Source organism: Pseudomonas oryzihabitans (assembly GCF_032027545.1).
GTDB lineage: Bacteria > Pseudomonadota > Gammaproteobacteria > Pseudomonadales > Pseudomonadaceae > Chryseomonas > Chryseomonas oryzihabitans_F.
The window spans coordinates 71875-94183 of sequence record NZ_JAVSJB010000012.1; the positions used below are offsets into that span (position 1 = coordinate 71875).

Sequence of the window (22309 nt, forward strand, 5' to 3'; positions counted from 1 at the left end):
TGAGAAGCCAATGCAGGGCGCTGTGCGTGCAGGTAGGGCGCGGAAGAGGGCAGCTCGTCTGCCGGAGATCATCGGCCTGGCCGCACGCATCGACCGGCGGCGGGTCTCATGGAACGTGGAGATGCCGCCAGTCAGGGCCTCAGGTTACGAGCCCCAAGCGCGGCGGATGGTTCCATGGCAAGGCCCAGAGCTGTCGCTGACGTCACAGGCAGGGCTGCAAGAGTCTCACCTATATGTTATAATGTATCTTTATCGAGCGCGCCGATGGACATTCCGTCGCAGGTGCCCAGAGCAGGAGAAGCAACATGAAACCCGGTATCCATCCCAACTATCGCCCGGTGCTGTTCCATGACACCACTTCGGACACCTACTTCCTGATTCGCTCCACCGCCGAGAGCGACCGGACCCAGGAATACGAAGGCCAGACCTACCCCTACATCAGTCTCGACGTGTCCAGCGCCTCCCACCCCATCTATACCGGCGAGCAGCGTCAGATGAAGGTCGAAGGCCGTGTCTCGAGCTTCAACAAGAGATTCGCCGGCTTTCCGGGTGGCAACAGCAAGTAAGCCCCAGAGCAGCGCGCCGGCTCAGCGCGCGCTGCTGACCCCTTCGAGGGTAGCGAAGGAGGTGTCCTTGGCCGTCAGCAGGAAGTCCTGCATGAAGGGCGCCTCCAGCATGTCTTCGCGGATCGCCGCATAGAGCGTCGCATAGAGCCCTTTCTCTCCCAGCCGGCGCGCCGTCACATAGCCGCGCGAGCTGTACTCGTGGATCGCCCAGTTGGGCAGGCAGCAGACGCCGCGGCCCGAGGCCACCAGTTGCAGCATCATCACCGTCATCTCCGCCGTACGAATCGACAGGGGTTCGACATCGGCCGGATCGAGAAAGCGGGTGAAGATATCCAGCCGATCGCGCTCCACCGGATAGGTGATCTGGGTCTCTTGGGCGAGGTCCTCGGGCACGATATAGGGCCGCTGTGCCAGTGGATGCTGGTTGGCTACCGCCAGCAGGGCTTCGTAGGTGAACAGCGGCACATAGGTGACCCCAGAGAGGTCCACCGGATCGGCTGTCACCACCAGATCCAGATCGCCCCGCGCCAGCGCAGGCAAGGGTGCGAAGGAGAACCCGGAGGCCAGGTCCAGCTCCACTTCCGGCCAGGAGTCGCGAAACTGGTCTATGGTCGGCATCAGCCACTGGAAACAACTGTGGCATTCGATGGCCATGTGCAGGCGACCCGCCGTTCCGCCCACCAACCGCGCCAGATCCCGCTCCGTACTGCGCAGGTGGGGCAATACCGCATCGGCGGTCTGCAGCAGGCGCAGGCCGGCACTGGTGAAGCGGATGGGCTTGGTCTTGCGGATGAACAAGGGTGTGCCCAGGCGCTCTTCCAGTTCCTTGAACTGATGGGAGAGGGCGGACTGGGTCAGATGCAGGCGCTCCGCGGCTTCCACCAGGCTGGAGGATTCGCGCAGGGCGTGCAGGGTCTTGAGGTGGCGAAGTTCGAACATGGCTCGGGCACAGGCACTAAAGGCGCATCATGAAGGTTTTTCATGTTGCTGCCTATGCCCCGCTGGGGAAGCTGCATCGACCGCGACGTCGGCAGACGTCGCGGCCAGTGCTGCCGGCGATCAGGCTGCGTTGCTGCCCTTGGCGGTCTGGACCAGCGGCGCGGAATGGGCGAGGAAATCCTCCAACGCCGAATGCTCGGCCTCGGTGAAGGTCAAGCCCAGCTTGGTCCGCCGCCAGAGGATGTCGTCAATGCTGATGACCCACTCGTGACGTTGCAGGTACTCCACCTCGCGAGCGTGCAGGTCGGCGCCCAGTACGGTGCCCAGGTCGTCCACGGAGCGGGCATCACCGAGCAGTGTCCAGACCCGGCTGCCGTAGGTGGTCGCCCAGCGCTGGGCCAGGGCAGGCGTCAGGCCACTGACCTTGTCCAGCAGTTCGCGAGTGAGGGCCTGGGGGGTGGTCATGTTCTCGCCGCCGGGCAGCGGCTCGACCGCCGTCCAGCTGCCGCCCAGGGCCGGGAAGTAAGGCTGCAACTGAGCCATCGCCGACTCGGCGAGCTTGCGATAGGTGGTCAGCTTGCCGCCGAATACCGACAGCAGGGGCGCTCCCTGTTCTTCGGCCAGCGACAGGGTGTAGTCCCGGGTGATGGCCGAGGGATTGTCCGACTCGTCGTCACACAGCGGACGAACACCGGAGAAGCTGTGCAGCACATCGTCACGGCTGAGCTGCTTGCGGAAGTGGGCATTGGCCACCCCCAGCACGTAGTCGATTTCCTGTTCGGTAATGGTCACCTTGGCCGGATCGCCCTGGTATTCGCGATCCGTGGTGCCGACCATGGTGTACTGGCCTAGGTAAGGAATGGCGAAGACGATGCGACGGTCTTCGTTCTGCATGATGTAGGCCTGCTCGCCTTCATACAGCTTGGGCACGATGACATGGCTACCCTGGATCAGGCGAATGCCGTAAGGCGATTTTTGTTGCAGATCCTGGCGAATGAAGCTGGCTACCCAGGGGCCGGCGGCGTTCACCAGAGCCTTGGCGCGAATCTGTTGGCGACCTGCGGGTCCTTCGAGCTCCACCTCCCACTGGCCGTCCACTCGACGGGCACTGACGCAGCGGGTGCGGGTGACGATCTCGGCACCTTTCTCTCGTGCCTGCATGGCGTTGAGCACCACCAGGCGGGCGTCATCCACCCAGCAATCGGAATATTCGAAGCCGCGCTTGATCTCGGCCTTGAGCGGACCGTGAGCGTCGAATTTCAGACCACGGGAGCCCGGCAGCTTCTCGCGCTTGCCCAGATGGTCATAGAGGAACAGGCCGGCACGGATCATCCAGGCCGGACGCAGATGCGGGCGGTGGGGCAGCACGAAGCGCATTGGCTTGACGATATGCGGCGCCTTGGCCAGCAGCACCTCGCGTTCGGCCAGGGCTTCGCGCACCAGGCGGAACTCATGATGCTCCAGATAGCGCAGGCCACCATGGATCAGCTTGCTGCTGGCGGAGGAGGTATGGCTCGCCAGGTCGTCGCGCTCACAAAGGAACACCGACAGGCCTCGTCCTGCGGCGTCGGCGGCGATGCCGACGCCGTTGATACCACCGCCGATGACGGCGAGGTCGTAGGTCCGGGGAGTTACGGTGGGTGCCTGGGCCATGGTGCCTCCTTTGAAACGAACATAATTATTCGGTTTCGAACATCATAGCCCAGAGAAATTGGCTGTTCTAGCTGGACTCCTCTGCTGAGACCACTAAAACGAAAAAAAACGAATATATGCGAAGGTTTGGCGACGAATGGTCGTCGCCAGGGGCGTCAGCGCGGACGTGCCACTTCCACCTTCACCTGCCACTCCTTCAGGCAGCGGGCAAAGGCCGGGGAGGGCTCCCGCTCGGTGAAGAGGTGATCGATCTGCTCCAGGCTGCCCAGGCGGATCATGGCGCTACGGCCGAACTTGCTGGAATCGGCGGCGAGAAACACCTGGCGGGCGTTATGGATGATGGCCTGGGACACGCAGACTTCCTGGTAATCGAAGTCCAGTAGCGTGCCGTCCTCGTCGATCCCGCTGATGCCGACCAGGGCATAGTCGACCTTGAACTGCTTGATGAAGTCGGCGGTGGCCTGGCCGACCACGCCGCCGTCGCTACGCACCTTGCCGCTGGCGATGAGGACGTCGAAGTCGTCCTTGGCACTGAGGATGTTCGCCACGTGCAGGTTATTGGTGATGACCTTGAGGCTGCGATGCCCGAGCAGGGCATGGGCGATGGCCTCGGTAGTGGTGCCGATGTTGATGAACAGCGAGGCATGGTCGGGCACCGCGGCGGCCACGGCTTCGGCGATCAGGCGCTTCTCTTCGCGCATCTGGCCGGCCCTCATGCTGTACTCGGTGTTTTCCACGCTGGAGTCGTGGGCGGCACCGCCGTGGTAGCGCCGCAGCAGGCCGGCTTCGGCGAGCTGGTTGATGTCGCGACGGATCGTCTGGGGGGTGACGGAGAAATGTTGCGCCAGTTCTTCGATGCTGACGTAGCCGCGCTCACGGACCAGTTCGAGAATCTGCTGTTGGCGAGGCGCCAGGCTCATTGCGGCTTCCTTGAGGTGATCGAGTAAATTCACAGAGGATGCCGGAGGTCTTTCAACGTGGAAAGCGCTTGTCGCGCAAAGCAAGACCGGCGTCGGAAGACGCCGGTCTCGTTGGGTGCCGTCTGAAGCCGTCAGGCAGATGCCGACAGCCCCCAGATCAGCTTCATTCAGTCGAGTGCCCAGCCGCGGGTACGCTCGACTGCCTTCTTCCAGCCTTTGTAGAGGTGGTCACGCTTGCTGTTGTCGCAGGCCGGCTCGAAGACGCGCTCGATGGTGCTCTTGCTGCGCAATTCGTCCAAGCTGCTCCAGAAACCGGTGGCCAGGCCCGCCAGGTAGGCCGCGCCCAGGGCGGTGGTCTCCTTCATTTCCGGGCGCTCGACACGGGTGCCGAGGACGTCCGCCTGGAACTGCATGAGGAAGTTGTTGGCGGTGGCGCCGCCGTCCACGCGTAGCGACTTGAGCGCCTCGCCGGCATCCTGCTGCATGGCATCCAGCACATCGCGGGTCTGGAAGGCGATGGATTCCAGGGTGGCACGGATGATGTGATCCACCTTGACGCCACGAGTCAGGCCGAACAGCGCACCGCGGGCATAGGGGTCCCAGTAGGGGGCGCCCAGACCGGTGAAGGCGGGTACCAGGTAGACGCCATTGCTGTCGGTCACCTTGGTGGCGAAGTATTCCGAATCCAGGGAGTCGTTGATCACCTTGAGTTCGTCACGCAGCCACTGCACGGTGGAACCGCCGTTGAAGATGGCGCCTTCCAGGGCATAGTTGACCTCGCCGCGCGGGCCGCAGGCGATGGTGGTGAGCAGGCCGTGCTGGGACTGCACGGCTTTTTCACCCGTATTCATCAACAGGAAGCAGCCGGTGCCGTAGGTGTTCTTGGCCTGGCCGGGCTCCACGCACATCTGGCCGAACAGGGCCGCTTGCTGGTCGCCGGCGATACCGGCGATGGGGATGCCGGTGGTCTGGCCGCTGCCCAGATGCGCCTGGCCGTAGACCTCGGAGGAAGACTTCACCTCCGGCAGCATCTCGCGGGGGATATCCAGCACTTCCAGCATAGTGGCGTCCCACTCGCGCTTGTGGATGTCGAACAGCAGGGTGCGCGAGGCGTTGGTGTAGTCGGTCACATGGGCCTGGCCCTGGGTCATCTTCCAAATCAGCCACGTATCCACGGTGCCGAACAGCAGCTCGCCGCGACGGGCACGTTCACGGCTGCCCTCGACGTGGTCAAGGATCCACTTGATCTTGGTACCGGAGAAGTAGGGGTCGATCACCAGGCCGGTGGTCTTGCGGATATGGTCTTCCAGGCCGTCGCGCTTGAGCTGGTCGCAGATCGCGGTGCTCTGGCGGCTCTGCCAGACGATGGCATTGTAGATGGGGCGACCCGTGGTCTTGTCCCAGACGATGGCGGTTTCACGCTGGTTGGTGATACCGATGGCCGCGATCTGTTCGTTGCTGATGCTGGCCTGGGCCAGCGCCTCGACGAAGACGGCGCTCTGGGTGGCCCAGATCTCCATGGGGTCGTGCTCGACCCAGCCAGCCTGCGGGTAGATCTGCGCGAATTCGCGCTGGGCGATGGTCACCACGTTGGCATTGCGGTCCAACACGATGGCGCGCGAGCTGGTGGTGCCCTGGTCGAGCGCGACGATGTACTGCTTGTTCTGGTCGGTCATGGTCTTGTTCCTTATTGTGATTCGCGGCGATCAGGACGCTTTGGAGGCGGAGGTCACTTCGGTGCGGGCACTGTCCTCGGCCTTGGCCGGGACGTCACAGGCACCCGAAGCCAGGCCGGGCAGATGGCGGCAGATCAGCGCCTTGTAACCGGCGGCGCCCAGGCAGGCCCCGACGATGGGCGCGAAGATCGGCACCAGGAAGTAGGGGATGTCCCGGCCACCGGTGAAGGCGATCTCACCCCAGCCGGCGAAGAAGGTCATCAGCTTCGGCCCGAAATCCCGCGCCGGGTTCATGGCGAAGCCGGTCAGCGGACCCATGGAGCCGCCGATCACGGCGATCAGCAGGCCGATCAGCAGGGGCGCGAGCGGGCCACGGGGCAGGCCGTTGCCATCGTCGGTGAGGGCCATGATCATCGCCAGCAGGATGGCGGTGATGACGGTTTCCACCAAGAAGGCCTGGCCGATCGACAGGGAAGGATTGGCGTAGGTGGAGAAGACGCCGGCCAACTCCAGGCTCGCCTGGCTACCGCGGATCATGTGGTGCGTCTGTTCATAATCGAAAAACAGGCTGCTGTAGAGGCCGTAGACCAGCGCCGCGCCGCAGAAGGCACCGGCGACCTGGGCCAGGATGTAGGCCGGGACCTTGCGTCTTTCGAAGCCGCCGAACAGCCAGAGGGCGATGGTGACGGCAGGGCTGAGGTGCGCACCGGAGACGCCAGCGGCGAGATAGACCGCCATGCTCACACCCACGCCCCAGATGATGCTGATTTCCCACAAGCCAAGCGTCGCACCGCCGACCTTCGCCGCGGCCACGCAACCGGTACCGAAGAAGATGAGCAGGGCAGTGCCGAGGAACTCGGCGATACATTGACCGCGTAAGGTTGGAGCGAGGGGAGTACTCATTGGGGAGCCTCGTGTTGTTGTATTTATTAAGGGGTAGCTGGATAGCTATTTGTTCGCAACCGAAAATCTAATTTCAAATTCGAAAACTGTCAAAGCCCCTGAGCGCAAAAACAGTGACGACGTTCGACAATTCATTGCCAAGGCGACGGTGCCTGCTACCTTGGTCAGGTAGGTCCGCGAGACGAATTCCACGTTGCCAGGTCTGACGTACTGCCCGTCGATGCCGGCCCAGCCTAGGGAGGGCGCAGGTACCGCCGACTTTCGCCGTTCATCCTTCTCTGCTCAGGAAGCGTGCATGTCCCTAGAATTCCATCAGGTCGATGCCTTCACCGATCAGCTCTTCCGTGGCAATCCCGCCGCCGTGTATCGACTGGAGAGCTGGCCAGCCGACGAGCTGCTGCAACGCATCGCCGCCGAGCACAACCTTTCGGAAACCGCCTTCGTGGTCCGCGAGGGCGATACCTGGCGGATTCGCTGGTTCACACCGCGCGTGGAAGTACCGCTCTGCGGTCACGCCACCCTGGCCGCGGCGCACGTGCTGTTCGAGATATACGGGGAGGCGGGTGATCGGCTGGAGTTCATCAGCCAGTCCGGCACCCTGAGGGTGTTCCGGGAGCCGGACGGCTTGCTGGCGCTGGATTTTCCCGCGCTGGTGCCCTCGGAGCTGGGGGTCACGCCGGAGCTGGAGCGGGCACTGCGGGTGTCGCCGGTGGATGCCCTGGCGGCCGATAAGTTGCTGGTGCTGCTGGAATCCGAGCAGGCGGTGCGTGACTGCACACCGGACCTCGCCGCCATCGCCCGGCTACCCTGGCAGGGCGTCATCGTCACGGCTCGCGGCCAGGAGGTCGATTTCGTGTCGCGCTTCTTCGCGCCGGCGGTGGGGGTGGCCGAAGACCCGGTCACCGGCTCGGCGCATTGCAGCCTGATTCCCTACTGGTCGCGACGACTGGCCAAGCGGATGCTCACCGCCCAGCAACTATCGGCCCGGGGTGGGCAGCTCTGGTGTCGTCTGGATGGGGATCGCGTCAGTATCGCCGGGCGGGCGGTAACGGTGTTCAGCGGGCGCCTGCTGCTCTGATCCGGGGGCTTCGGGCATTCGCTATGCCCGAAGTCTCCGCACGATCAGACGTGCAGCGGCGGCTTGATGAGGAATTCCAGCAGGGCCTTCTGCGCGTGCAGGCGATTCTCGGCTTCGTCCCAGACCACGGCGCGGGGATCATCCAGCAAGGTGTGGCTGATTTCTTCGCCGCGATGGGCCGGCAGGCAGTGCATGAAGAGCACGTCGGGCGCCGCGCCGTCGAGCAGTTCCGCGGTCACCTGGTAGGGTTTGAAAGCCGCCAGGCGCAGGCGGGTTTCCTCTTCCTGGCCCATCGAGGTCCAGACGTCGGTGCTGACCAGGTGAGCCTGGGCCACGGCTTCGCGCGGCTCGCGAACCACCCGGACCCGTTCGCCCGCGCGGGCAAGGAAGCGCGGATTGGGCTCGTAGCCCTCCGGACAGGCGATGCGCAGGTGGAAGTCCAGCTGTTCGGCGGCCTCGATGTAGCTGTTGCACATGTTGTTGCCGTCGCCGATCCAGGCCACCGTCTTGCCCTGGATGTCGCCCCGGTACTCGAAGAAGGTCTGCATGTCGGCCAGCAGTTGGCAAGGATGCAGATCGTCCGACAGGCCGTTGATCACCGGTACCCTGGAGTTGGCCGCGAAGGTGGTGAGCATCTCGTGGGCGAAGGTACGGATCATCACCCCGTCGAGCATGCTGGACATGACCCGGGCACTATCCGGTACCGGTTCGCCGCGGCCGAGCTGGGTGTCGCGGGAAGACAGGAAGATCGCCTGGCCGCCGAGCTGGATCATGCCGGCCTCGAAGGAGAGGCGGGTACGGGTCGAGGCCTTCTCGAAGATCATGCCCAGGACACGATTGCGCAGGGGCTCGTGCAGGACGCCCTGGTTGCGCAGGGCCTTGAGTTCGATGCCGCGGTTGATGAGCTGGCGCAGTTCCGCGGGGGAACAGTCCATGAAAGAAAGAAAATGGCGAACCGTCATTTCGTTACCCTAGCGTCCCATCCAGGTAACGGCCGCCCGGGAAGGGCGCGGCGAACCTGAGAACATGCCGTTTCGAACGGCGGAAAGACCAAAGGCGAAATGGTATAAGTTCATGTCGCATTTTACCACCATCGCACGCCTGGGCTTTTCCGGCATGCCGGGCGTGCGGTGGGGGCCAAGCCCTCGGCGGGCGGCCTGGCTGAGCCTTACAGCAGATCGGCCGGCACGTTGCCGCCGTTATCGGCGAGCTTCTGCAGTACGGCCTTGTGCAGCCACATGTTCATCTGGGCGGAGTCGCCCAGCTTATCGGCCGGGCAGTTCAGCTCCTTGGCCAACTCCTGACGGGCGGCGAGACTACTGTCCAGGTCGAGTAGCTTGAGCAGGTCGACGATGGAAGTCTTCCAGTTGAGCTGTTCGCCCTTCTGGGCGGCCAGGGCATCAAGCTTGGCGGTGACGTCCACCGGGCTGATGGGCGCAGCGCCACCGGCCGGAGCGGTGCTGCCAGCCGGCGCAGCGGTGTCGGTCGCGCCGGTGGTAGGCGCTGCGGCGGGGGTGTCCGCCTGGGCTTCGCCGATACCGAGCTTGGAAAGGATCTTGCTGAACAGGCTCATGGAGTTCTCCTGGGATCATGAAACAGGCGCACCGAGCGGCGCCTACCCTTAACCTGACCACAGGTCCGGCGGCAAAGTTTGCTGGCCGCTGATCGGGCGTGCTGTCGCGAACGGCCGGGCCGGCGCGTGGTCGATTACCCATTCGAGGCACGCCGGCAAAGGCCTGCCGTCATGGAAATTCCGGCGTCTGACGGGCCTTTCCGTTACAATCGTCCCACCGTATTAGCGAGGTGCATCGTGGACATCATCGATACCATCAAAGACCAGATTGCCAACAACCCCGTGCTGCTCTACATGAAGGGTTCGCCGAACGCGCCTCAGTGCGGTTTCTCGTCCCGTGCCGCCCAGGTGCTGATGGCCTGTGGCGAGAAGTTCGCCTATGTCGACATCCTGCAGAACCCGGAAATCCGCGCCAACCTGCCCAAGTACGCCAACTGGCCGACGTTCCCCCAGCTGTGGGTCGGTGGTGAACTGGTCGGCGGCAGCGACATCCTGGCCGAGCTGTACGAAAAGGGCGAGCTGCAAACCCTGATCAAGCAGGCCGTGGAGCAGAAGGACGCCTGATTCCTTTTCCTTTGCCCATGAAAAAGCCCGCATCAAGCGGGCTTTTTCATGGGCGCGATTCACTCAGTCATCGTCGTCGTGCATCTGCGACTGGATGTAGTTCTCGATGCCGACGCTGGCGATCAGGGTCAGCTGGGTCTCCAGCCAATCGATGTGCTCTTCCTCTGACTCGAGGATGTCCTTGAGCATGTCGCGGCTCACGTAGTCGCGCACGCTCTCGCAGTAGGTGATGGCTTCGCGCAGGTCGGCCACGGCACTGATCTCCAGGCGCAGGTCGCACTGGATCATCTCCTGGGTATTCTCGCCGATCATCAGCTTGCCCAGGTCCTGCAGGTTGGGCAGGCCTTCCAGGAACAGGATGCGCTCGATCAGACGATCGGCGTGCTTCATCTCGTCGATGGATTCCTTGTACTCGTGGTGGCCGAGCTTGCGGATACCCCAGTCGTTGTACATCCGCGAATGCAAGAAGTACTGGTTGATGGCGACCAGTTCATTGCCGAGGATCTTGTTCAAATGCTGGATGACGGTGATATCGCCTTTCATGGCCTGACCTGCGAATGGGTGGGATTGCCGCGAGTCTGAGCGTCGAAAAGGCCTTTGTCAAAAGCTTAAGTCGTTGAAAAATCGACGAAAATCGAACGGTAATCGAAAGCTTTTCCATCCTTTTCGTAAGCGTTTGATTAGACAATAAAAAAGCCGGACACAAGGTCCGGCTCTTTTACAAAAAATCGCCTAGACGCGGGGTACGTCCAGGGCATAGGCGAGCTGCTGTGCGCCATGCAACTCGCCAAGGGTCTCCTTGACCACTTGCTTGGCAAGGCAGGCGCACTTGCCACACTGGGTGGCGCAACCGGTGCTTTCCCGAACTTCCCGATAACTGCAGCAGCCGTCATAGATGGCTTCACGGATCTGCTTGTCGGTCACGCCACGGCAAAGACACACGTACATGGATCGCCTGCTGAATGAGTGGAGGTGCCGCCAAAGCTAATGACAATGAGAATGATTGTCAAAGTTGTAGGAGGCAAAATCTCATCAAAGGCGGTCCAGGCGACGAGTGGTCAATCGAGATCGACCCAGCCACCCATCTCACGCCAGCGGTTGACGATGCCGCAGAACAGCTCGGCAGTCTTCTCGGTGTCGTAGCGCGCGGAGTGGGCCTCGCGATTGTCGAACTCGATACCCGCCGCCTGGCAGGCCTTGGCCAGTACCGTCTGGCCATAGGCCAGGCCGGCAAGGGTCGCGGTATCGAAGCTGGAGAAGGGGTGAAAGGGGTTGCGCTTCAGGCCGCAGCGCAGCACCGCGGCATTGAGGAAGCCGAGGTCGAAGCTGCTGTTGTGGCCGACCAGAATGGCTCGCTTGCAGCCGCTGGCCTTGAGCGACTTGCGCACGCCCTTGAAGATCTCGCTGAGCGCCTGCTCTTCGCCGACCGCCATGCGCAGCGGATGGTCGAGCTTGATGCCGGTGAATTCCAGCGCCGCCGGCTCGATATTGGCACCGGCGAAGGGCTCGACGCGGAAGAAGTAGGTGTGGTCCGGATAGAGCACGCCTTCGTCGTCCATGGCCACGGTGGTGGCGGCGATTTCCAGCAGCGCATCGGTGGCGGCGTTGAAGCCGCCGGTCTCGACGTCCACCACCACCGGCAGGTAGCCGCGGAAACGTCGCGCCATGGGGATGCGCGAGTCGGACATCGGCTGGCTGGCGTCCAGTTCGTCGCTGAAGGTCTCGTCCATGCTCATGCGCCCACCTCCAGGCGCCAGCGTAGGGTCTCGCCCGCACGCAGGGGAATCACTTCGTGATCGCCGAAGGGCAGGGACGCCGGTGCCTGCCAGTCTTCGCGGACCAGGGTGACGGTCTCGGTGTTGCGCGGTAGGCCGTAGAAGTCCGCGCCGAAGTGGCTGGCGAAGCCTTCCAGGCGCTCCAAGGCATTGCGGCTCTCGAAGGCCTCGGCATAGAGCTCCAGGGCGCCGTAGGCGGTGTAGCAGCCGGCGCAGCCGCAGGCCGCTTCCTTGGCATGACGAGCGTGGGGCGCCGAGTCGGTGCCGAGGAAGAACTTGGGATTGCCGCTGGTGGCGGCGTCCAGCAGGGCGCTCTGGTGGGTATTGCGCTTGAGGATCGGCAGGCAATAGAAGTGCGGCCGGATACCACCCACCAGCATGTGGTTGCGGTTGTACAGCAGGTGGTGGACGGTGATGGTGGCGCCCACGTTGGCTGGGGCCTCGCGCACGAAGGCAGCGGCATCGCCGGTGGTGATGTGCTCGAAGACCACCTTCAACGTCGGGAAGCGCTGGACGATGCGCACCAGGTGCTCGTCGATGAACTTCTTCTCACGGTCGAAGACGTCCACCTCGGCATGGGTGACCTCGCCGTGCACCAGCAGCGGCAGGCCGATCTCGGCCATGGCTTCCAGGGTGGGAAAGAGGTTGTCCAGGGAGGTGACACCGGAATCGGAATTGGTGGTGGCGCCGGCCGGATAGAGCTTGGCGGCATGCACGAAGCCACTGGCCTTGGCGGTGCGGACGTCTTCCGGACTGGTGCGGTCGGTGAGGTAGAGCACCATCAGCGGCTCGAAGCGGCTGCCAGCCGGGCGGGCGGCAAGGATGCGCTCGCGATAGGCGGCGGCCTGCCCGGCGTTGCGCACCGGCGGCACCAGGTTGGGCATGACGATGGCGCGACCGAATTCGCGGGCGGCGTCGGCGACGGTCTGCTGCAGGGCGGCGCCGTCGCGCAAGTGAATGTGCCAGTCGTCGGGACGGGCGAGGGTGATCCGGTCGGTCATGCGGGATTCCAGGCTGCGGGAAAGTAGGGAAATGCTACCGGAAAAGGCGGATAGCCGGCACCCGTGAGGCCTATCGGTACTCAAGTTTTCCGCCTGCCCGACCGATAATAAGCCCAAGTACCTTTCGCTCCCGGAGCTTCGCCGTGCGCCCGCGCTACCTCATCCTCACCACGCTACTGCTTGCCGTACCGGCCTGGGGGACCACCTTCCAGAGCCGGCTCGAGAGCGTGGAATGGAAGGTGGAGGGCGATATCTTCGCCTGTCGGCTGGTACAGCCCATCCCGCGCTTCGGCAGTGGCGGCTTCCTGCGCCGCGCTGGCGAGGCCACGGTGTTCGAGCTGCGCCCCAGCGGCCAGTGGCTGCCGGCCGGCAGCGCCAGCCTGAAAGCGGCGGCGGTGCCCTGGAAGCCGGGGTTGGGCGACATCAATCTTGGCTCGGTGCAGGTGGTGGAGGGCGAGCAGGCCCTGGCGACCACCGCGCAGCAGGCCCAGCGCCTGCTGTCGGGGCTGATGGAGGGGCGTATGCCCCAGGTCAGTCGACCAGGTGCCCTGAACGAGCACGTCGAGGTGCGGCTGCTGCCGGTGCGTTTCGAGCCGGCCTACCAACAATTCCAGGCCTGCACCCAGAAGTTGCTGGCGGTCAACTTCGAGCAGATCCGCCGCTCCCAGATCAATTTCCCAGGCGGCGGCGATACTCTGGATGACGTCGCCAAGGCCAAGCTCGACCTCATCGACGACTACCTGAAAGCCGATCCGACGGTCAACCACGTCATCGTCTCCGGCTACAGCGACAACCAGGGCACGCGCCTGGACAATCGCCAGGAATCGCGCCTGCGCGCCATCGCGGTGATGGAGTACCTCAAGACCAAGGGCTTCGCCGCCGAGCAGATCGAATTGCGCTTCTTCGGCGAGCAGTATCCGGTGGCGCCCAACAACAGCAAGACGAATCGAGCGCTGAACCGGAGGGTGACCCTGGTGTTCTCGCGGGTGCCGCCAAGCAGCGCCCCGGCGCCGGCGACCCCTACCAGCACGGCGGCCAATCCCGCCGAGCCGGCGGCGCCTACCCCTGCACCGCCGGCCAAGCCCAAGGGCTAGTTACCCGGGCGCGGATGTCGCTCAGACATCTGACCGGGTCGCACCCCTATAAAAGGTGCGCCACGACCAGTAGAATTGCCGCTTTCCGACTCAACGCAACACACGGGAGCGAACGGCATGGCGGATGTGAAGAAGGTTGTCCTGGCGTATTCCGGCGGCCTGGACACCTCGGTGATCCTCAAGTGGCTGCAGGATACCTATAACTGCGAAGTGGTGACCTTCACCGCTGACCTCGGCCAGGGCGAGGAAGTCGAGCCGGCCCGCGCCAAGGCCAAGGCCATGGGCGTCAAGGAAATCTACATCGACGACCTGCGCGAGGAATTCGTCCGCGACTTCGTCTTCCCGATGTTCCGCGCCAATACCGTCTACGAAGGCGAATACCTGCTGGGCACCTCCATCGCCCGTCCGCTGATCGCCAAGCGCCTGATCGAGATCGCCAACGAAACCGGCGCCGACGCCATCTCCCACGGTGCCACCGGCAAGGGCAACGACCAGGTGCGTTTCGAGCTGGGCGCCTATGCGCTCAAGCCGGGCGTCAAGGTGATCGCCCCCTGGCGCGAGTGGGATCTGCTCTCCCGCGAGAAGCTGATGGACTACGCCGAGAAGCACCAGATCCCGATCGAGCGCCACGGCAAGAAGAAGTCGCCGTACTCCATGGATGCCAACCTGCTGCACATCTCCTATGAAGGTGGCGTGCTGGAAGACACCTGGACCGAGCACGAAGAAGACATGTGGCGCTGGACCAAGTCCCCGGAAGCCGCGCCGGACACCCCCGCCTACCTCGAGCTGACCTACCGCAATGGCGACATCGTCGCCATCGACGGCAAGGAGCTGAGCCCGGCCACCGTGCTGGCCGAACTCAACCGCATCGGCGGCGAGAACGGCATCGGTCGCCTGGACATCGTCGAGAACCGCTACGTGGGCATGAAGTCCCGTGGCTGCTACGAGACTCCCGGCGGCACCATCATGCTCAAGGCTCACCGTGCCATCGAGTCCATCACGCTCGACCGCGAGGTGGCCCACCTCAAGGACGAGCTGATGCCCAAATACGCCAGCCTGATCTACACCGGCTACTGGTGGAGCCCCGAGCGCCTGATGCTGCAGCAGATGATCGACGCTTCCCAGGCCAACGTGAACGGCGTGGTGCGTCTGAAGCTGTACAAGGGCAACGTCATCGTCGTCGGTCGCAAGTCCGACGAATCGCTGTTCGACGCCAACATCGCCACCTTCGAAGAGGACGGTGGCGCCTACAACCAGGCCGACGCCGCGGGCTTCATCAAGCTCAACGCCCTGCGCATGCGCATTGCCGCAGGCAAGGGTCGCACCCTGCTGTAAGGGTGGTTCAGTGTGCAAAAACCCCAGCCTAGGCTGGGGTTTTTTCTTGGCTCAAAGATCGAAGTCGTATTCGGAGATCTGCTTCTTCAGGCGCCGCTCTTCGAGCATGTTGTCGATCAGCCGGCGCTTGGTCAGGTTGGTCTTGCTGACCACGGGCTCGACGGCCTCGGGCGCCTCGCCGTCGGTCTCGAAATCCTCGTCTACATCGATGTCGCTTTTGTCTTCGGCCATGGGTAACTCCTGCAAGGCTGGACAGGGTCACACGCCAGTCATCGACGGGGCTGCGAACCTTTTCGCCGACCTTATAGCGACAAAGCAGAGGCCGGTAAAAAAGATTTTTTCAATCGCTGAAGGGCTTTGATACGCCCTTTTTCAATCGTCCGATGTTTTCGCCTTGTATTCGCAGAGATCCTCGATGCGGCAGCTGCCGCAACGGGGTCTGCGCGCCTGGCAAACGTAGCGGCCGTGGAGGATCAGCCAGTGATGGGCATCCAGCAGGTAGTCCCTGGGTACCACCTTGAGCAGCTTGAGTTCGACCTCCACCACGTTCTTGCCGGGGGCGAGGTTGGTGCGGTTGCTGACCCGGAAGATATGGGTGTCCACCGCCATGGCAACCTGGCGAAACGCGGTGTTGAGCACCACGTTGGCGGTCTTGCGTCCCACGCCGGGCAGGGCTTCCAGTTCCTCGCGGGTCTGGGGTACCTCGCCGCCATGGCGTTCCAGCAGCAGCCGGCAGGTCTCGATGACGTTCTTGGCCTTGCTGTTGTAGAGACCGATGGTCTTGATGTACTCCGACAGCCCCTCCACGCCCAGCTCATGGATGGCCTGGGGCGTGTTGGCCACCGGATAGAGGCGCGCGGTGGCCTTGTTGACGCTGACGTCGGTGGCCTGGGCGGAGAGGATCACGGCGATCAGCAGCTCGAAGGGCGAGGCGTAGGACAGCTCCGTCTTGGGATCGGGATTGTCCTCGTGCAGGCGACGGAAGATCTCCAGGCGTTTGGCGGCGTTCATGGGGCGGTTCGCTCTTCCAGGGCGGCGAGGTGGTGGGCGGCCTGCCGGGCAGCGCCACGTAGCGCTTCCAGTTGGGCGGCTTGCTCGGGGGTAGGCATGACCCCGAAGGCGCGCTCGGCCTTGGTCAGCTGGGCGCGGGCCAGGGTGGCGGCGATGCGGGCCTGCTTGAGGGCGGCAGGGTCCTGGACAGGAGGCGTCCGTGCAGTCGCCGCCGGATCTACCGGCGCCTGCTGGGCCTGGTCCAGCGCTTCCTGGGCCTGTCGAGCGGCCTCACGCAACTGCTGAACCTGGGCCGTCAGGGCTGGCGTACCGTATTGGGCCAGTTGCCGCTCGGCCTTCTGCAGGGCGACGCGGGCCATGGCGGCGGCGATCTTCAGGGACTTGAGCGGGGCTTCCGCGGCGGCGTTCGCCGGGGATGGGGCGATAGCGGCTGCCGGTGCCTGGCGCCGCTGACGCTCGGCCTCCAGCCGCTCGCGCTCTCGCTGCAGGCGCGCCTGCCGAGCGTCGAAACGGCGACGATAGTAACGCGCGCGCTGGCGCGACGCTTCTCGATCCGCAGGTTCCACCATGGGTACCAGGTCGATGCAGTCCACCGGACAGGGTGCCAGGCACAGCTCGCAGCCGCTGCATTCGCTGGCGATTACCGTGTGCATCAGCTTGGCTGCGCCGAGGATGGCGTCGGTCGGGCAGACCTGGATGCACTTGGTGCAGCCGATGCACTCGTCCTCGCGGATCACCGCGCGCTGGCTCGGCGTGACCGGATAGGGTGAATCCAGCGGCAGCGCTGGCCGTTGGAGCAGGGCAGACAGCTCGAGGATGGTGGCCGCGCCGCCGGGCGGGCACTTGTTGTGCGCCTCGCCCGCGACGATGCCCGCCGCATAGGGCTGGCAACCGGGGTGGCCGCACTTGCCGCACTGGGTCTGGGGCAGCAGGGCATCGATGGCGCTGATGAGGTTGGCTTGGGCGTTCATGGTCGTTGCATAGGAGGAAGAACGGCGCCCTGAGGCGCCGTATTCATCACATCACCCGCTGGCCCGGCTTGGCGCCGCTGTCGGGGCTGAGCAGGTGGATCTCGGTGCCGCCAGGGCCGGCGGCCAGGACCATGCCTTCGGAGACGCCGAACTTCATCTTGCGCGGTGCCAGGTTGGCGACGTAGAGGGTCAGGCGGCCTTCGAGCTTGCTCGGCTCGGGGTAGGCGCTCTTGATGCCGGAGAAGACGTTACGCTTGGCATCGCCGATGTCCAGGATCAGGCGCAGCAGCTTGTCGGCACCTTCGACGAATTCGGCCTTCTCGATCAGGGCGATGCGCAGATCGACCTTGGAGAAGGTGTCGAAGTCGATGGTCTCGGCCAGAGGGGCCTTGGTCAGTTCGCCGTTGCCGGCGGGTTGGGGCGCGGCCTGGGCGGTCAGGTCTTCCTTGGAAGCGTCGATCATGGTCTGCACCTTGGCGGGTTCGATGCGGGTGAGCAGGGGCTGGAAGGCGTTGAGCTGATGGTTGGCCAGGCGCGTCCCGAGGTCGGCCCAGGTCAGGGGGGCGACGTTCAGGAAGCTCTCGGCGGCAGCGACCAGGTTGGGCAGCACCGGCTTGAGCAGGATCGCCAGCTGGCGGAACAGCTCGATGCCCTGGGCGCAGATGGCCTGGACCTCGTCCGCCTTGCCGTCCTGCTTGGCCAGGCTCCAGGGCGCCTTATCGGCGATCCAGGCATTGGCGCGGTCGGCCAGGGCCATGATCTCGCGCATGGCGCGGCCGAAATCGCGGGTCTCGTAGGCTTCGGCGATGCTCGGCGCGGCGGCGCGGAAGGCGGTTTCCAACTCGGGCGCGGCCTGGGCATCCACCAGCAGGCCGGCATTGCCCTTGTGGATGAAGCCGGCGCAGCGGCTGGCGATGTTGACCACCTTGCCCACCAGGTCGGAATTGACCTTCTGCACGAAGTCCTCGAGGTTCAGGTCGATGTCTTCGACATGGCGCGAGAGCTTGGCGGCGAAGTAGTAGCGCAGGTACTCGGGATTGAGGTGATCCAGGTAGGTGCGCGCCTTGATGAAGGTGCCACGGGACTTGGACATCTTCTGGCCGTCGACGGTGAGGAAGCCGTGGACGTTGAGCGCGGTCGGCTTGCGGTAGCCGGCACCTTCGAGCATGGCCGGCCAGAACAGTGCGTGGAAGTTGACGATGTCCTTGCCGATGAAGTGGTACAGCTCGGCGCTGCTGTCCTTGTTCCAGAAGGCATCGAAGTCCAGGTCGTCGCGGCGGGCGCAAAGATTCTTGAAGCTGGCCATGTAGCCGATGGGGGCGTCCAGCCAGACGTAGAAGTACTTGCCCGGGGCGTCGGGGATCTCGAAGCCGAAATAGGGCGCATCCCGGGAGATGTCCCACTCCTGCAGGCCGGCGTCTAGCCATTCGGCGATCTTGTTGGCTACCGATTCCTGCAGGGCGCCGCCCCGGGTCCAGCCCTTGAGCATGTCGGCGAAGTCGGGGAGCTTGAAGAAGAAGTGCTCGGATTCGCGCAGCACCGGCGTCGCGCCGGAGATGGCCGACTTCGGGTCCTTCAATTCGGTGGGCGCATAGGTGGCGCCGCACTTCTCGCAGTTGTCGCCGTACTGGTCGGGGCTACCGCACTTGGGGCAGGTGCCCTTGATGAAGCGGTCGGCCAGGAACATCTGCTTGTCCGGGTCGAAGTACTGGGTGACCGGGCGGGTGGCGATGTGACCATTTTCCCGCAGCTTCAGGTAGATGGCGCGCGACAGCTCGCGATTCTCTTCCGCATGGGTGGAGTGGAAGTTGTCGAAGGCCACGCCGAAGTCGGCGAAGTCGGCGCTGTGCTCGCGCTTGACGTTGTCGATCAGTTGCTCGGGCGTGATGCCTTCGCGCTCGGCGCGCAGCATGATGGCCGAGCCGTGGGCGTCGTCGGCGCAGACGTAGAGGCACTGGTTGCCGCGCAGCCGCTGGAAGCGGGCCCAGATATCGGTCTGGATGTACTCGACCATATGGCCGAGGTGGATGGAACCATTGGCGTAGGGCAGGGCGCTGGTGACGAGAATCTTGCGGGGCTCGGTCATGGTCTTGGCTGGATCGCGACGCTGATAAGGTGACCGACCATCATAGCGAAATGGCCGGTCGGTTTCATCCGTGGGGACGGGCGAGGGCAGGAGCAGGCCTAGAGATCGGCCAACTGCCAATACAGCGCACTGACCATGGCGGCGCCCAGGGCGGCGCTACGGGCGCCGTTCCAGCCGACGTCCGGACGCGGATCGTTGGCGTTATCCTTGAACGGCAACTCCAGGGTCAGGGCCAGGCAGCCATGGGTATGGCCGACGTACTTGGTGGCGAGCTTCAGGGTCTCGCTGCCGAAGTGACCGCGAGGGTAGCCATAGCGAGTCTGGAAGTCCGGGCTGGCGCGCAGGAAGCGTTGCAGGAAGGCCCGCTGCTCGGCTTCTTCGCGCTCGCCGAAGTTGGGCAGGCCGTTGCAGCCGTCGACGAAGACATAGGGCAGGGCCTCGTCGCCGTGGATGTCGAGGAAGAGATCGCAGCCGGTCGCGGCGATGGCGCGACGTACCGCCAGTACCTCGGGACTGCGCTGTTCGTCCGGCTCCAGCCACTCACGGTTGAGGTTGGCACCGGCGGCGTTGGTGCGCAGATTGCCCAGTGCCGAACCGTCGGGATTCATGTTGGGCACCACGTGCAGCACCGCCTGCTCCAGCAGCTTGGCGCCGACCGGATCGCCCTGATGCTCGCCCAAGCCGAGCAGGCGTCTCACCAAGCCTTCGACGAACCACTCGGCCATAGGCTCGCCGGGATGCTGGCGGGCGATGATCCAAAGGTTCTTCTTCTCTGCGCTTGGCGTGCCGATGCGCAGCAGGTCCAGCGAACGCCCCAACAGTGAGCGACCGACGGTTTCCAGACGGACGGCGGGGTGACGCTGCGCTTCGCCCATGAAGGCCAGGTGACGACTCTCGGAATAGGGCTCGAAGTAGGCGAAGAACAGGCTGTCGTATTCCGGTGTCACCGTCCAGCTCAGGGTCTTGCCGTCGTAGCGGGTGGGGATGCGGAACCACTCCCGGCCGTCGTGGCTGGCCACCACGCCGTAGTCGCGCCAGCCCTCGGGGTAGGCGCACTCGCCGGCGTTGTCGAAGCTTAGCCGGCAGGGCAGGCCGCGGGCGCCTTCCAGGCGGAAATGGAACCACTGGGTGAAGGGCGAGGCGCTGTCGGGGCGGATGCGCAGGCGGATGTCGGCGGGGTCGGCCAGGGACAGCACCTCAACGGCGCCGCTGTCGAAGGTGGAACTGATGTGCAGGGAAGGGGTGTTCACACGGGGCTCCGCGAGAGGGACATAAGCCCGGAGTGTAGCGCCGCGCGGATAGGCTTTACCAAGGACAGTGGGTAGCATAGGCCGCAGCTGCTTTTTCCTATCCGTCGTTTCCGGGAGTCTGCATGACCGCTCCGACCCGCGAGGCCATCGAGGCCGCGCTGCGCCAGTACCACGATCCCTATCTCGAACAGGACCTGCTCAGCGCCGGCGCCCTGCGGGACCTCGCCCTGGACGGCGGCCGCGTGCGTGCCCGCTTCGAGCTGGGCTATGCCGCCGGGCTGTTCAAGGGCGGTCTGGCCCAGGTGCTCAAGACCGCCCTGGAGAACGTGCCCGGGGTCGAGACCGCCGAGATCCAGATCGATTGCCACATCGCGCCCCACGCAGCCCAGCCGCAGCTGGACGCCATGGGCAACGTCAAGAACATCATCGCCGTGGCTTCGGGCAAGGGCGGCGTGGGCAAGTCCACCACTGCCGCCAACCTGGCGCTGGCGCTGGCCCGCGAAGGTGCCCGGGTGGGCGTGCTGGACGCCGACATCTATGGTCCGAGCCAGGGCATCATGTTCGGCTTCGCCGAGGGTACCCGTCCCGAGGTGCGTGACGAGAAGTGGTTCATTCCGCTGCAGGCCCATGGCGTCGAGGTGATGTCCATGGCCTTCCTGACCAACGACAAGACCCCGGTGGCCTGGCGCGGGCCGATGGTCTCCGGCGCCCTGATCCAGCTGATTACCCAAACCGCCTGGAATGACCTCGACTACCTGGTGATCGACATGCCGCCCGGCACCGGCGACATCCAGCTGACCCTGGCGCAGAAGGTCCCGGTGGCCGGCGCGGTGATCGTCACCACGCCTCAGGACCTGGCGCTGCTGGATGCCAGAAAGGGCGTCGAGATGTTCCAGAAGGTCAACATCCCGGTACTCGGAGTGGTGGAGAACATGGCGGTGCACATCTGCTCCCACTGCGGTCATGCCGAGCACCTGTTCGGCGAAGGCGGCGGTAGCCGGCTGGCCGAGCAGTACGGCGTGGATCTGCTGGCCTCGCTGCCGCTGGCCATGGCCATCCGTGAACAGGCCGATGCCGGCCGCCCCACGGCCATCGCCGATCCCGACAGCCAGATCGCACTGATCTACCAGGAGCTGGCGCGCAAGGTCGGGGCGCGTATCGCCCAGGGCGGCCAGGCCGGTGACGGTATGCCCACCATCACCGTCAGCGACGACTGATTTCGTCCCTGTGCCTTTGAGACCGCGCTGCGATCCAATACAATGCGCGGTCAACTTTTTCGCCCGGAGCTAGACCTGCCATGAGCATCAAATCGGACAAGTGGATTCGCCGCATGGCCCAGGAGCACGGCATGATCGAGCCCTTCGTCGAGCGCCAGATGCGTGGCGCGGACGACAGCCGGGTGATCTCCTACGGGGTGTCCAGCTACGGCTACGACGTGCGTTGCGCCAATGAATTCAAGGTGTTCACCAACATCCATTCGGCGGTGGTGGACCCCAAGAACTTCGATGACAAGAGCTTCGTCGACGTGGTCAGCGACGTCTGCATCATTCCGCCGAACTCCTTCGCCCTGGCGCGCACCGTGGAATACTTCCGCATCCCGCGCGACGTCCTGACCATCTGCCTGGGCAAGAGCACCTATGCCCGCTGCGGCATCATCGTCAACGTCACCCCGCTGGAACCCGAGTGGGAAGGCCACGTGACCCTGGAGTTTTCCAACACCACCACCCTGCCGGCGAAGATCTACGCCAACGAGGGCGTGGCCCAGATGCTGTTCCTGCAATCCGACGAGGCCTGCGAGGTCTCCTACAAGGACCGTGGCGGCAAGTATCAGGGGCAGCGCGGCGTGACCCTGCCGCGCGCCTGAGCCACTGGTAGATCGCTGAAGCCGCCCGTTCGGGCGGCTTCGTCGTTTCT

General features: G+C 64.4%; 23 protein-coding genes. 7 read left to right on the plus strand and 16 right to left on the minus strand.

The window, feature by feature from the left end; genetic code table 11:
- Positions 1-305: 305 nt before the first annotated feature.
- Positions 306-566 carry a type B 50S ribosomal protein L31 gene (locus tag RND78_RS18945; RefSeq protein ID WP_059227567.1) on the plus strand — a complete coding sequence of 87 codons (261 nt, stop codon included), beginning with the start codon at positions 306-308 and terminating at the stop codon, positions 564-566.
- A gap of 21 nt (positions 567-587) precedes the next feature.
- Here RND78_RS18945 and metR read toward each other — a convergent pair whose 3' ends face one another.
- The 5 genes from metR to RND78_RS18970 form a co-directional block, all read right to left on the minus strand.
- Entirely contained in the window at positions 588-1505 is a 918-nt protein-coding gene (metR, locus tag RND78_RS18950) for a transcriptional regulator MetR (protein WP_312731182.1), read from the minus strand.
- Between the two features lie 120 nt (positions 1506-1625).
- Positions 1626-3158: a glycerol-3-phosphate dehydrogenase gene (gene glpD, locus RND78_RS18955; protein ID WP_312731183.1), complete on the minus strand. Its 1533-nt coding sequence runs from the start codon at positions 3156-3158 to the stop codon at positions 1626-1628.
- Between the two features lie 155 nt (positions 3159-3313).
- Positions 3314-4078: a DeoR family transcriptional regulator gene (locus RND78_RS18960; protein WP_312731184.1), complete on the minus strand. Its 765-nt coding sequence runs from the start codon at positions 4076-4078 to the stop codon at positions 3314-3316.
- A 167-nt stretch (positions 4079-4245) separates the two neighbouring features.
- Positions 4246-5754 (minus strand): glycerol kinase GlpK, encoded by a 1509-nt coding sequence (gene glpK / locus RND78_RS18965; RefSeq protein WP_312731186.1) that lies wholly within the window; start codon positions 5752-5754, stop codon positions 4246-4248.
- A gap of 30 nt (positions 5755-5784) precedes the next feature.
- Positions 5785-6657: an MIP/aquaporin family protein gene (locus RND78_RS18970; protein ID WP_312731187.1), complete on the minus strand. Its 873-nt coding sequence runs from the start codon at positions 6655-6657 to the stop codon at positions 5785-5787.
- A 295-nt stretch (positions 6658-6952) separates the two neighbouring features.
- Here RND78_RS18970 and RND78_RS18975 point away from each other — a divergent pair, with 295 nt between their 5' ends.
- The gene (locus RND78_RS18975; protein ID WP_312731188.1) at positions 6953-7735 is read left to right on the plus strand and encodes a PhzF family phenazine biosynthesis protein; all 783 of its coding nucleotides are present in this window, start codon (positions 6953-6955) and stop codon (positions 7733-7735) included.
- 44 nt (positions 7736-7779) lie between these two features.
- Here the strand turns inward: RND78_RS18975 and argF are convergent, their stop codons facing one another.
- Both argF and RND78_RS18985 read right to left on the minus strand, forming a co-directional pair.
- Positions 7780-8697, minus strand: a complete 918-nt coding sequence (gene argF, locus RND78_RS18980) for an ornithine carbamoyltransferase (protein WP_312731190.1) — start codon at positions 8695-8697, stop codon at positions 7780-7782.
- Between the two features lie 206 nt (positions 8698-8903).
- Entirely contained in the window at positions 8904-9308 is a 405-nt protein-coding gene (locus RND78_RS18985) for a DUF3597 domain-containing protein (RefSeq protein ID WP_312731192.1), read from the minus strand.
- 237 nt (positions 9309-9545) lie between these two features.
- Between RND78_RS18985 and grxD the strand changes: the two genes are divergently transcribed.
- Positions 9546-9872: a Grx4 family monothiol glutaredoxin gene (gene grxD, locus RND78_RS18990; RefSeq protein WP_059227585.1), complete on the plus strand. Its 327-nt coding sequence runs from the start codon at positions 9546-9548 to the stop codon at positions 9870-9872.
- A 63-nt stretch (positions 9873-9935) separates the two neighbouring features.
- On the opposite strand, the gene bfr is transcribed toward grxD, so the two are convergent.
- The 4 genes from bfr to pyrC all read right to left on the minus strand — a co-directional run bounded on the left by bfr (position 9936) and on the right by pyrC (position 12648).
- Positions 9936-10415, minus strand: coding sequence for a bacterioferritin (gene bfr, locus RND78_RS18995; protein WP_059227587.1), 480 nt, complete (start codon positions 10413-10415; stop codon positions 9936-9938).
- 189 nt (positions 10416-10604) lie between these two features.
- On the minus strand, positions 10605-10820 hold the full coding sequence (locus tag RND78_RS19000) for a bacterioferritin-associated ferredoxin (RefSeq protein WP_058760977.1): 216 nt from the start codon (positions 10818-10820) through the stop codon (positions 10605-10607).
- 110 nt (positions 10821-10930) lie between these two features.
- Positions 10931-11602: a ribonuclease T gene (gene rnt / locus RND78_RS19005; RefSeq protein WP_409457078.1), complete on the minus strand. Its 672-nt coding sequence runs from the start codon at positions 11600-11602 to the stop codon at positions 10931-10933.
- Positions 11603-11604: 2 nt separating this feature from the next.
- Positions 11605-12648, minus strand: a complete 1044-nt coding sequence (gene pyrC / locus RND78_RS19010) for a dihydroorotase (RefSeq protein WP_312731199.1) — start codon at positions 12646-12648, stop codon at positions 11605-11607.
- 143 nt (positions 12649-12791) lie between these two features.
- Between pyrC and RND78_RS19015 the strand changes: the two genes are divergently transcribed.
- Together RND78_RS19015 and RND78_RS19020 are read left to right on the plus strand one after the other, a co-directional pair.
- Complete coding sequence (locus RND78_RS19015; RefSeq protein WP_312731201.1) at positions 12792-13742, plus strand: OmpA family protein; 951 nt, start codon at positions 12792-12794, stop codon at positions 13740-13742.
- Positions 13743-13859: 117 nt separating this feature from the next.
- Entirely contained in the window at positions 13860-15077 is a 1218-nt protein-coding gene (locus tag RND78_RS19020; RefSeq protein ID WP_312731202.1) for an argininosuccinate synthase, read from the plus strand.
- 51 nt (positions 15078-15128) lie between these two features.
- Here RND78_RS19020 and RND78_RS19025 read toward each other — a convergent pair whose 3' ends face one another.
- The 5 genes from RND78_RS19025 to RND78_RS19045 all read right to left on the minus strand — a co-directional run bounded on the left by RND78_RS19025 (position 15129) and on the right by RND78_RS19045 (position 20395).
- Complete coding sequence (locus RND78_RS19025) at positions 15129-15308, minus strand: PA3496 family putative envelope integrity protein (protein WP_312731203.1); 180 nt, start codon at positions 15306-15308, stop codon at positions 15129-15131.
- A gap of 141 nt (positions 15309-15449) precedes the next feature.
- Positions 15450-16088, minus strand: a complete 639-nt coding sequence (gene nth, locus RND78_RS19030; protein WP_312731204.1) for an endonuclease III — start codon at positions 16086-16088, stop codon at positions 15450-15452.
- Entirely contained in the window at positions 16085-17059 is a 975-nt protein-coding gene (locus RND78_RS19035) for an RnfABCDGE type electron transport complex subunit B (RefSeq protein ID WP_312731206.1), read from the minus strand. Before RND78_RS19035 ends, nth begins: the two co-directional genes overlap by 4 nt.
- 46 nt (positions 17060-17105) lie before the next feature.
- Positions 17106-19145, minus strand: coding sequence for a methionine--tRNA ligase (gene metG / locus RND78_RS19040; protein WP_312731208.1), 2040 nt, complete (start codon positions 19143-19145; stop codon positions 17106-17108).
- A gap of 98 nt (positions 19146-19243) precedes the next feature.
- Complete coding sequence (locus RND78_RS19045; protein ID WP_312731209.1) at positions 19244-20395, minus strand: M14-type cytosolic carboxypeptidase; 1152 nt, start codon at positions 20393-20395, stop codon at positions 19244-19246.
- Positions 20396-20517: 122 nt separating this feature from the next.
- Here RND78_RS19045 and apbC point away from each other — a divergent pair, with 122 nt between their 5' ends.
- Positions 20518-21612, plus strand: a complete 1095-nt coding sequence (apbC, locus tag RND78_RS19050) for an iron-sulfur cluster carrier protein ApbC (protein WP_312731210.1) — start codon at positions 20518-20520, stop codon at positions 21610-21612.
- Positions 21613-21692: 80 nt separating this feature from the next.
- Positions 21693-22259 (plus strand): dCTP deaminase, encoded by a 567-nt coding sequence (dcd, locus tag RND78_RS19055; protein WP_007162761.1) that lies wholly within the window; start codon positions 21693-21695, stop codon positions 22257-22259.
- Positions 22260-22309 lie beyond the last annotated feature (50 nt).

Coding starts and splice junctions, on each gene's coding strand:
- RND78_RS18985 (WP_312731192.1), bottom strand. CDS start 9,308: ATGAGCCTGTTCAGCAAGATCCTTTCCAAGCTCGGTATCGGCGAAGCC.
- glpD (WP_312731183.1), bottom strand. CDS start 3,158: ATGGCCCAGGCACCCACCGTAACTCCCCGGACCTACGACCTCGCCGTC.
- nth (WP_312731204.1), bottom strand. CDS start 16,088: ATGAACGCCGCCAAACGCCTGGAGATCTTCCGTCGCCTGCACGAGGAC.
- RND78_RS18960 (WP_312731184.1), bottom strand. CDS start 4,078: ATGAGCCTGGCGCCTCGCCAACAGCAGATTCTCGAACTGGTCCGTGAG.
- RND78_RS18975 (WP_312731188.1), top strand. CDS start 6,953: ATGTCCCTAGAATTCCATCAGGTCGATGCCTTCACCGATCAGCTCTTC.
- argF (WP_312731190.1), bottom strand. CDS start 8,697: ATGACGGTTCGCCATTTTCTTTCTTTCATGGACTGTTCCCCCGCGGAA.
- RND78_RS19025 (WP_312731203.1), bottom strand. CDS start 15,308: ATGGCCGAAGACAAAAGCGACATCGATGTAGACGAGGATTTCGAGACC.
- apbC (WP_312731210.1), top strand. CDS start 20,518: ATGACCGCTCCGACCCGCGAGGCCATCGAGGCCGCGCTGCGCCAGTAC.
- pyrC (WP_312731199.1), bottom strand. CDS start 12,648: ATGACCGACCGGATCACCCTCGCCCGTCCCGACGACTGGCACATTCAC.
- RND78_RS19035 (WP_312731206.1), bottom strand. CDS start 17,059: ATGAACGCCCAAGCCAACCTCATCAGCGCCATCGATGCCCTGCTGCCC.
- metG (WP_312731208.1), bottom strand. CDS start 19,145: ATGACCGAGCCCCGCAAGATTCTCGTCACCAGCGCCCTGCCCTACGCC.
- bfr (WP_059227587.1), bottom strand. CDS start 10,415: ATGAAAGGCGATATCACCGTCATCCAGCATTTGAACAAGATCCTCGGC.
- RND78_RS18970 (WP_312731187.1), bottom strand. CDS start 6,657: ATGAGTACTCCCCTCGCTCCAACCTTACGCGGTCAATGTATCGCCGAG.
- metR (WP_312731182.1), bottom strand. CDS start 1,505: ATGTTCGAACTTCGCCACCTCAAGACCCTGCACGCCCTGCGCGAATCC.
- RND78_RS19000 (WP_058760977.1), bottom strand. CDS start 10,820: ATGTACGTGTGTCTTTGCCGTGGCGTGACCGACAAGCAGATCCGTGAA.
- RND78_RS19020 (WP_312731202.1), top strand. CDS start 13,860: ATGGCGGATGTGAAGAAGGTTGTCCTGGCGTATTCCGGCGGCCTGGAC.
- rnt (WP_409457078.1), bottom strand. CDS start 11,602: ATGGACGAGACCTTCAGCGACGAACTGGACGCCAGCCAGCCGATGTCC.
- RND78_RS18945 (WP_059227567.1), top strand. CDS start 306: ATGAAACCCGGTATCCATCCCAACTATCGCCCGGTGCTGTTCCATGAC.
- dcd (WP_007162761.1), top strand. CDS start 21,693: ATGAGCATCAAATCGGACAAGTGGATTCGCCGCATGGCCCAGGAGCAC.
- glpK (WP_312731186.1), bottom strand. CDS start 5,754: ATGACCGACCAGAACAAGCAGTACATCGTCGCGCTCGACCAGGGCACC.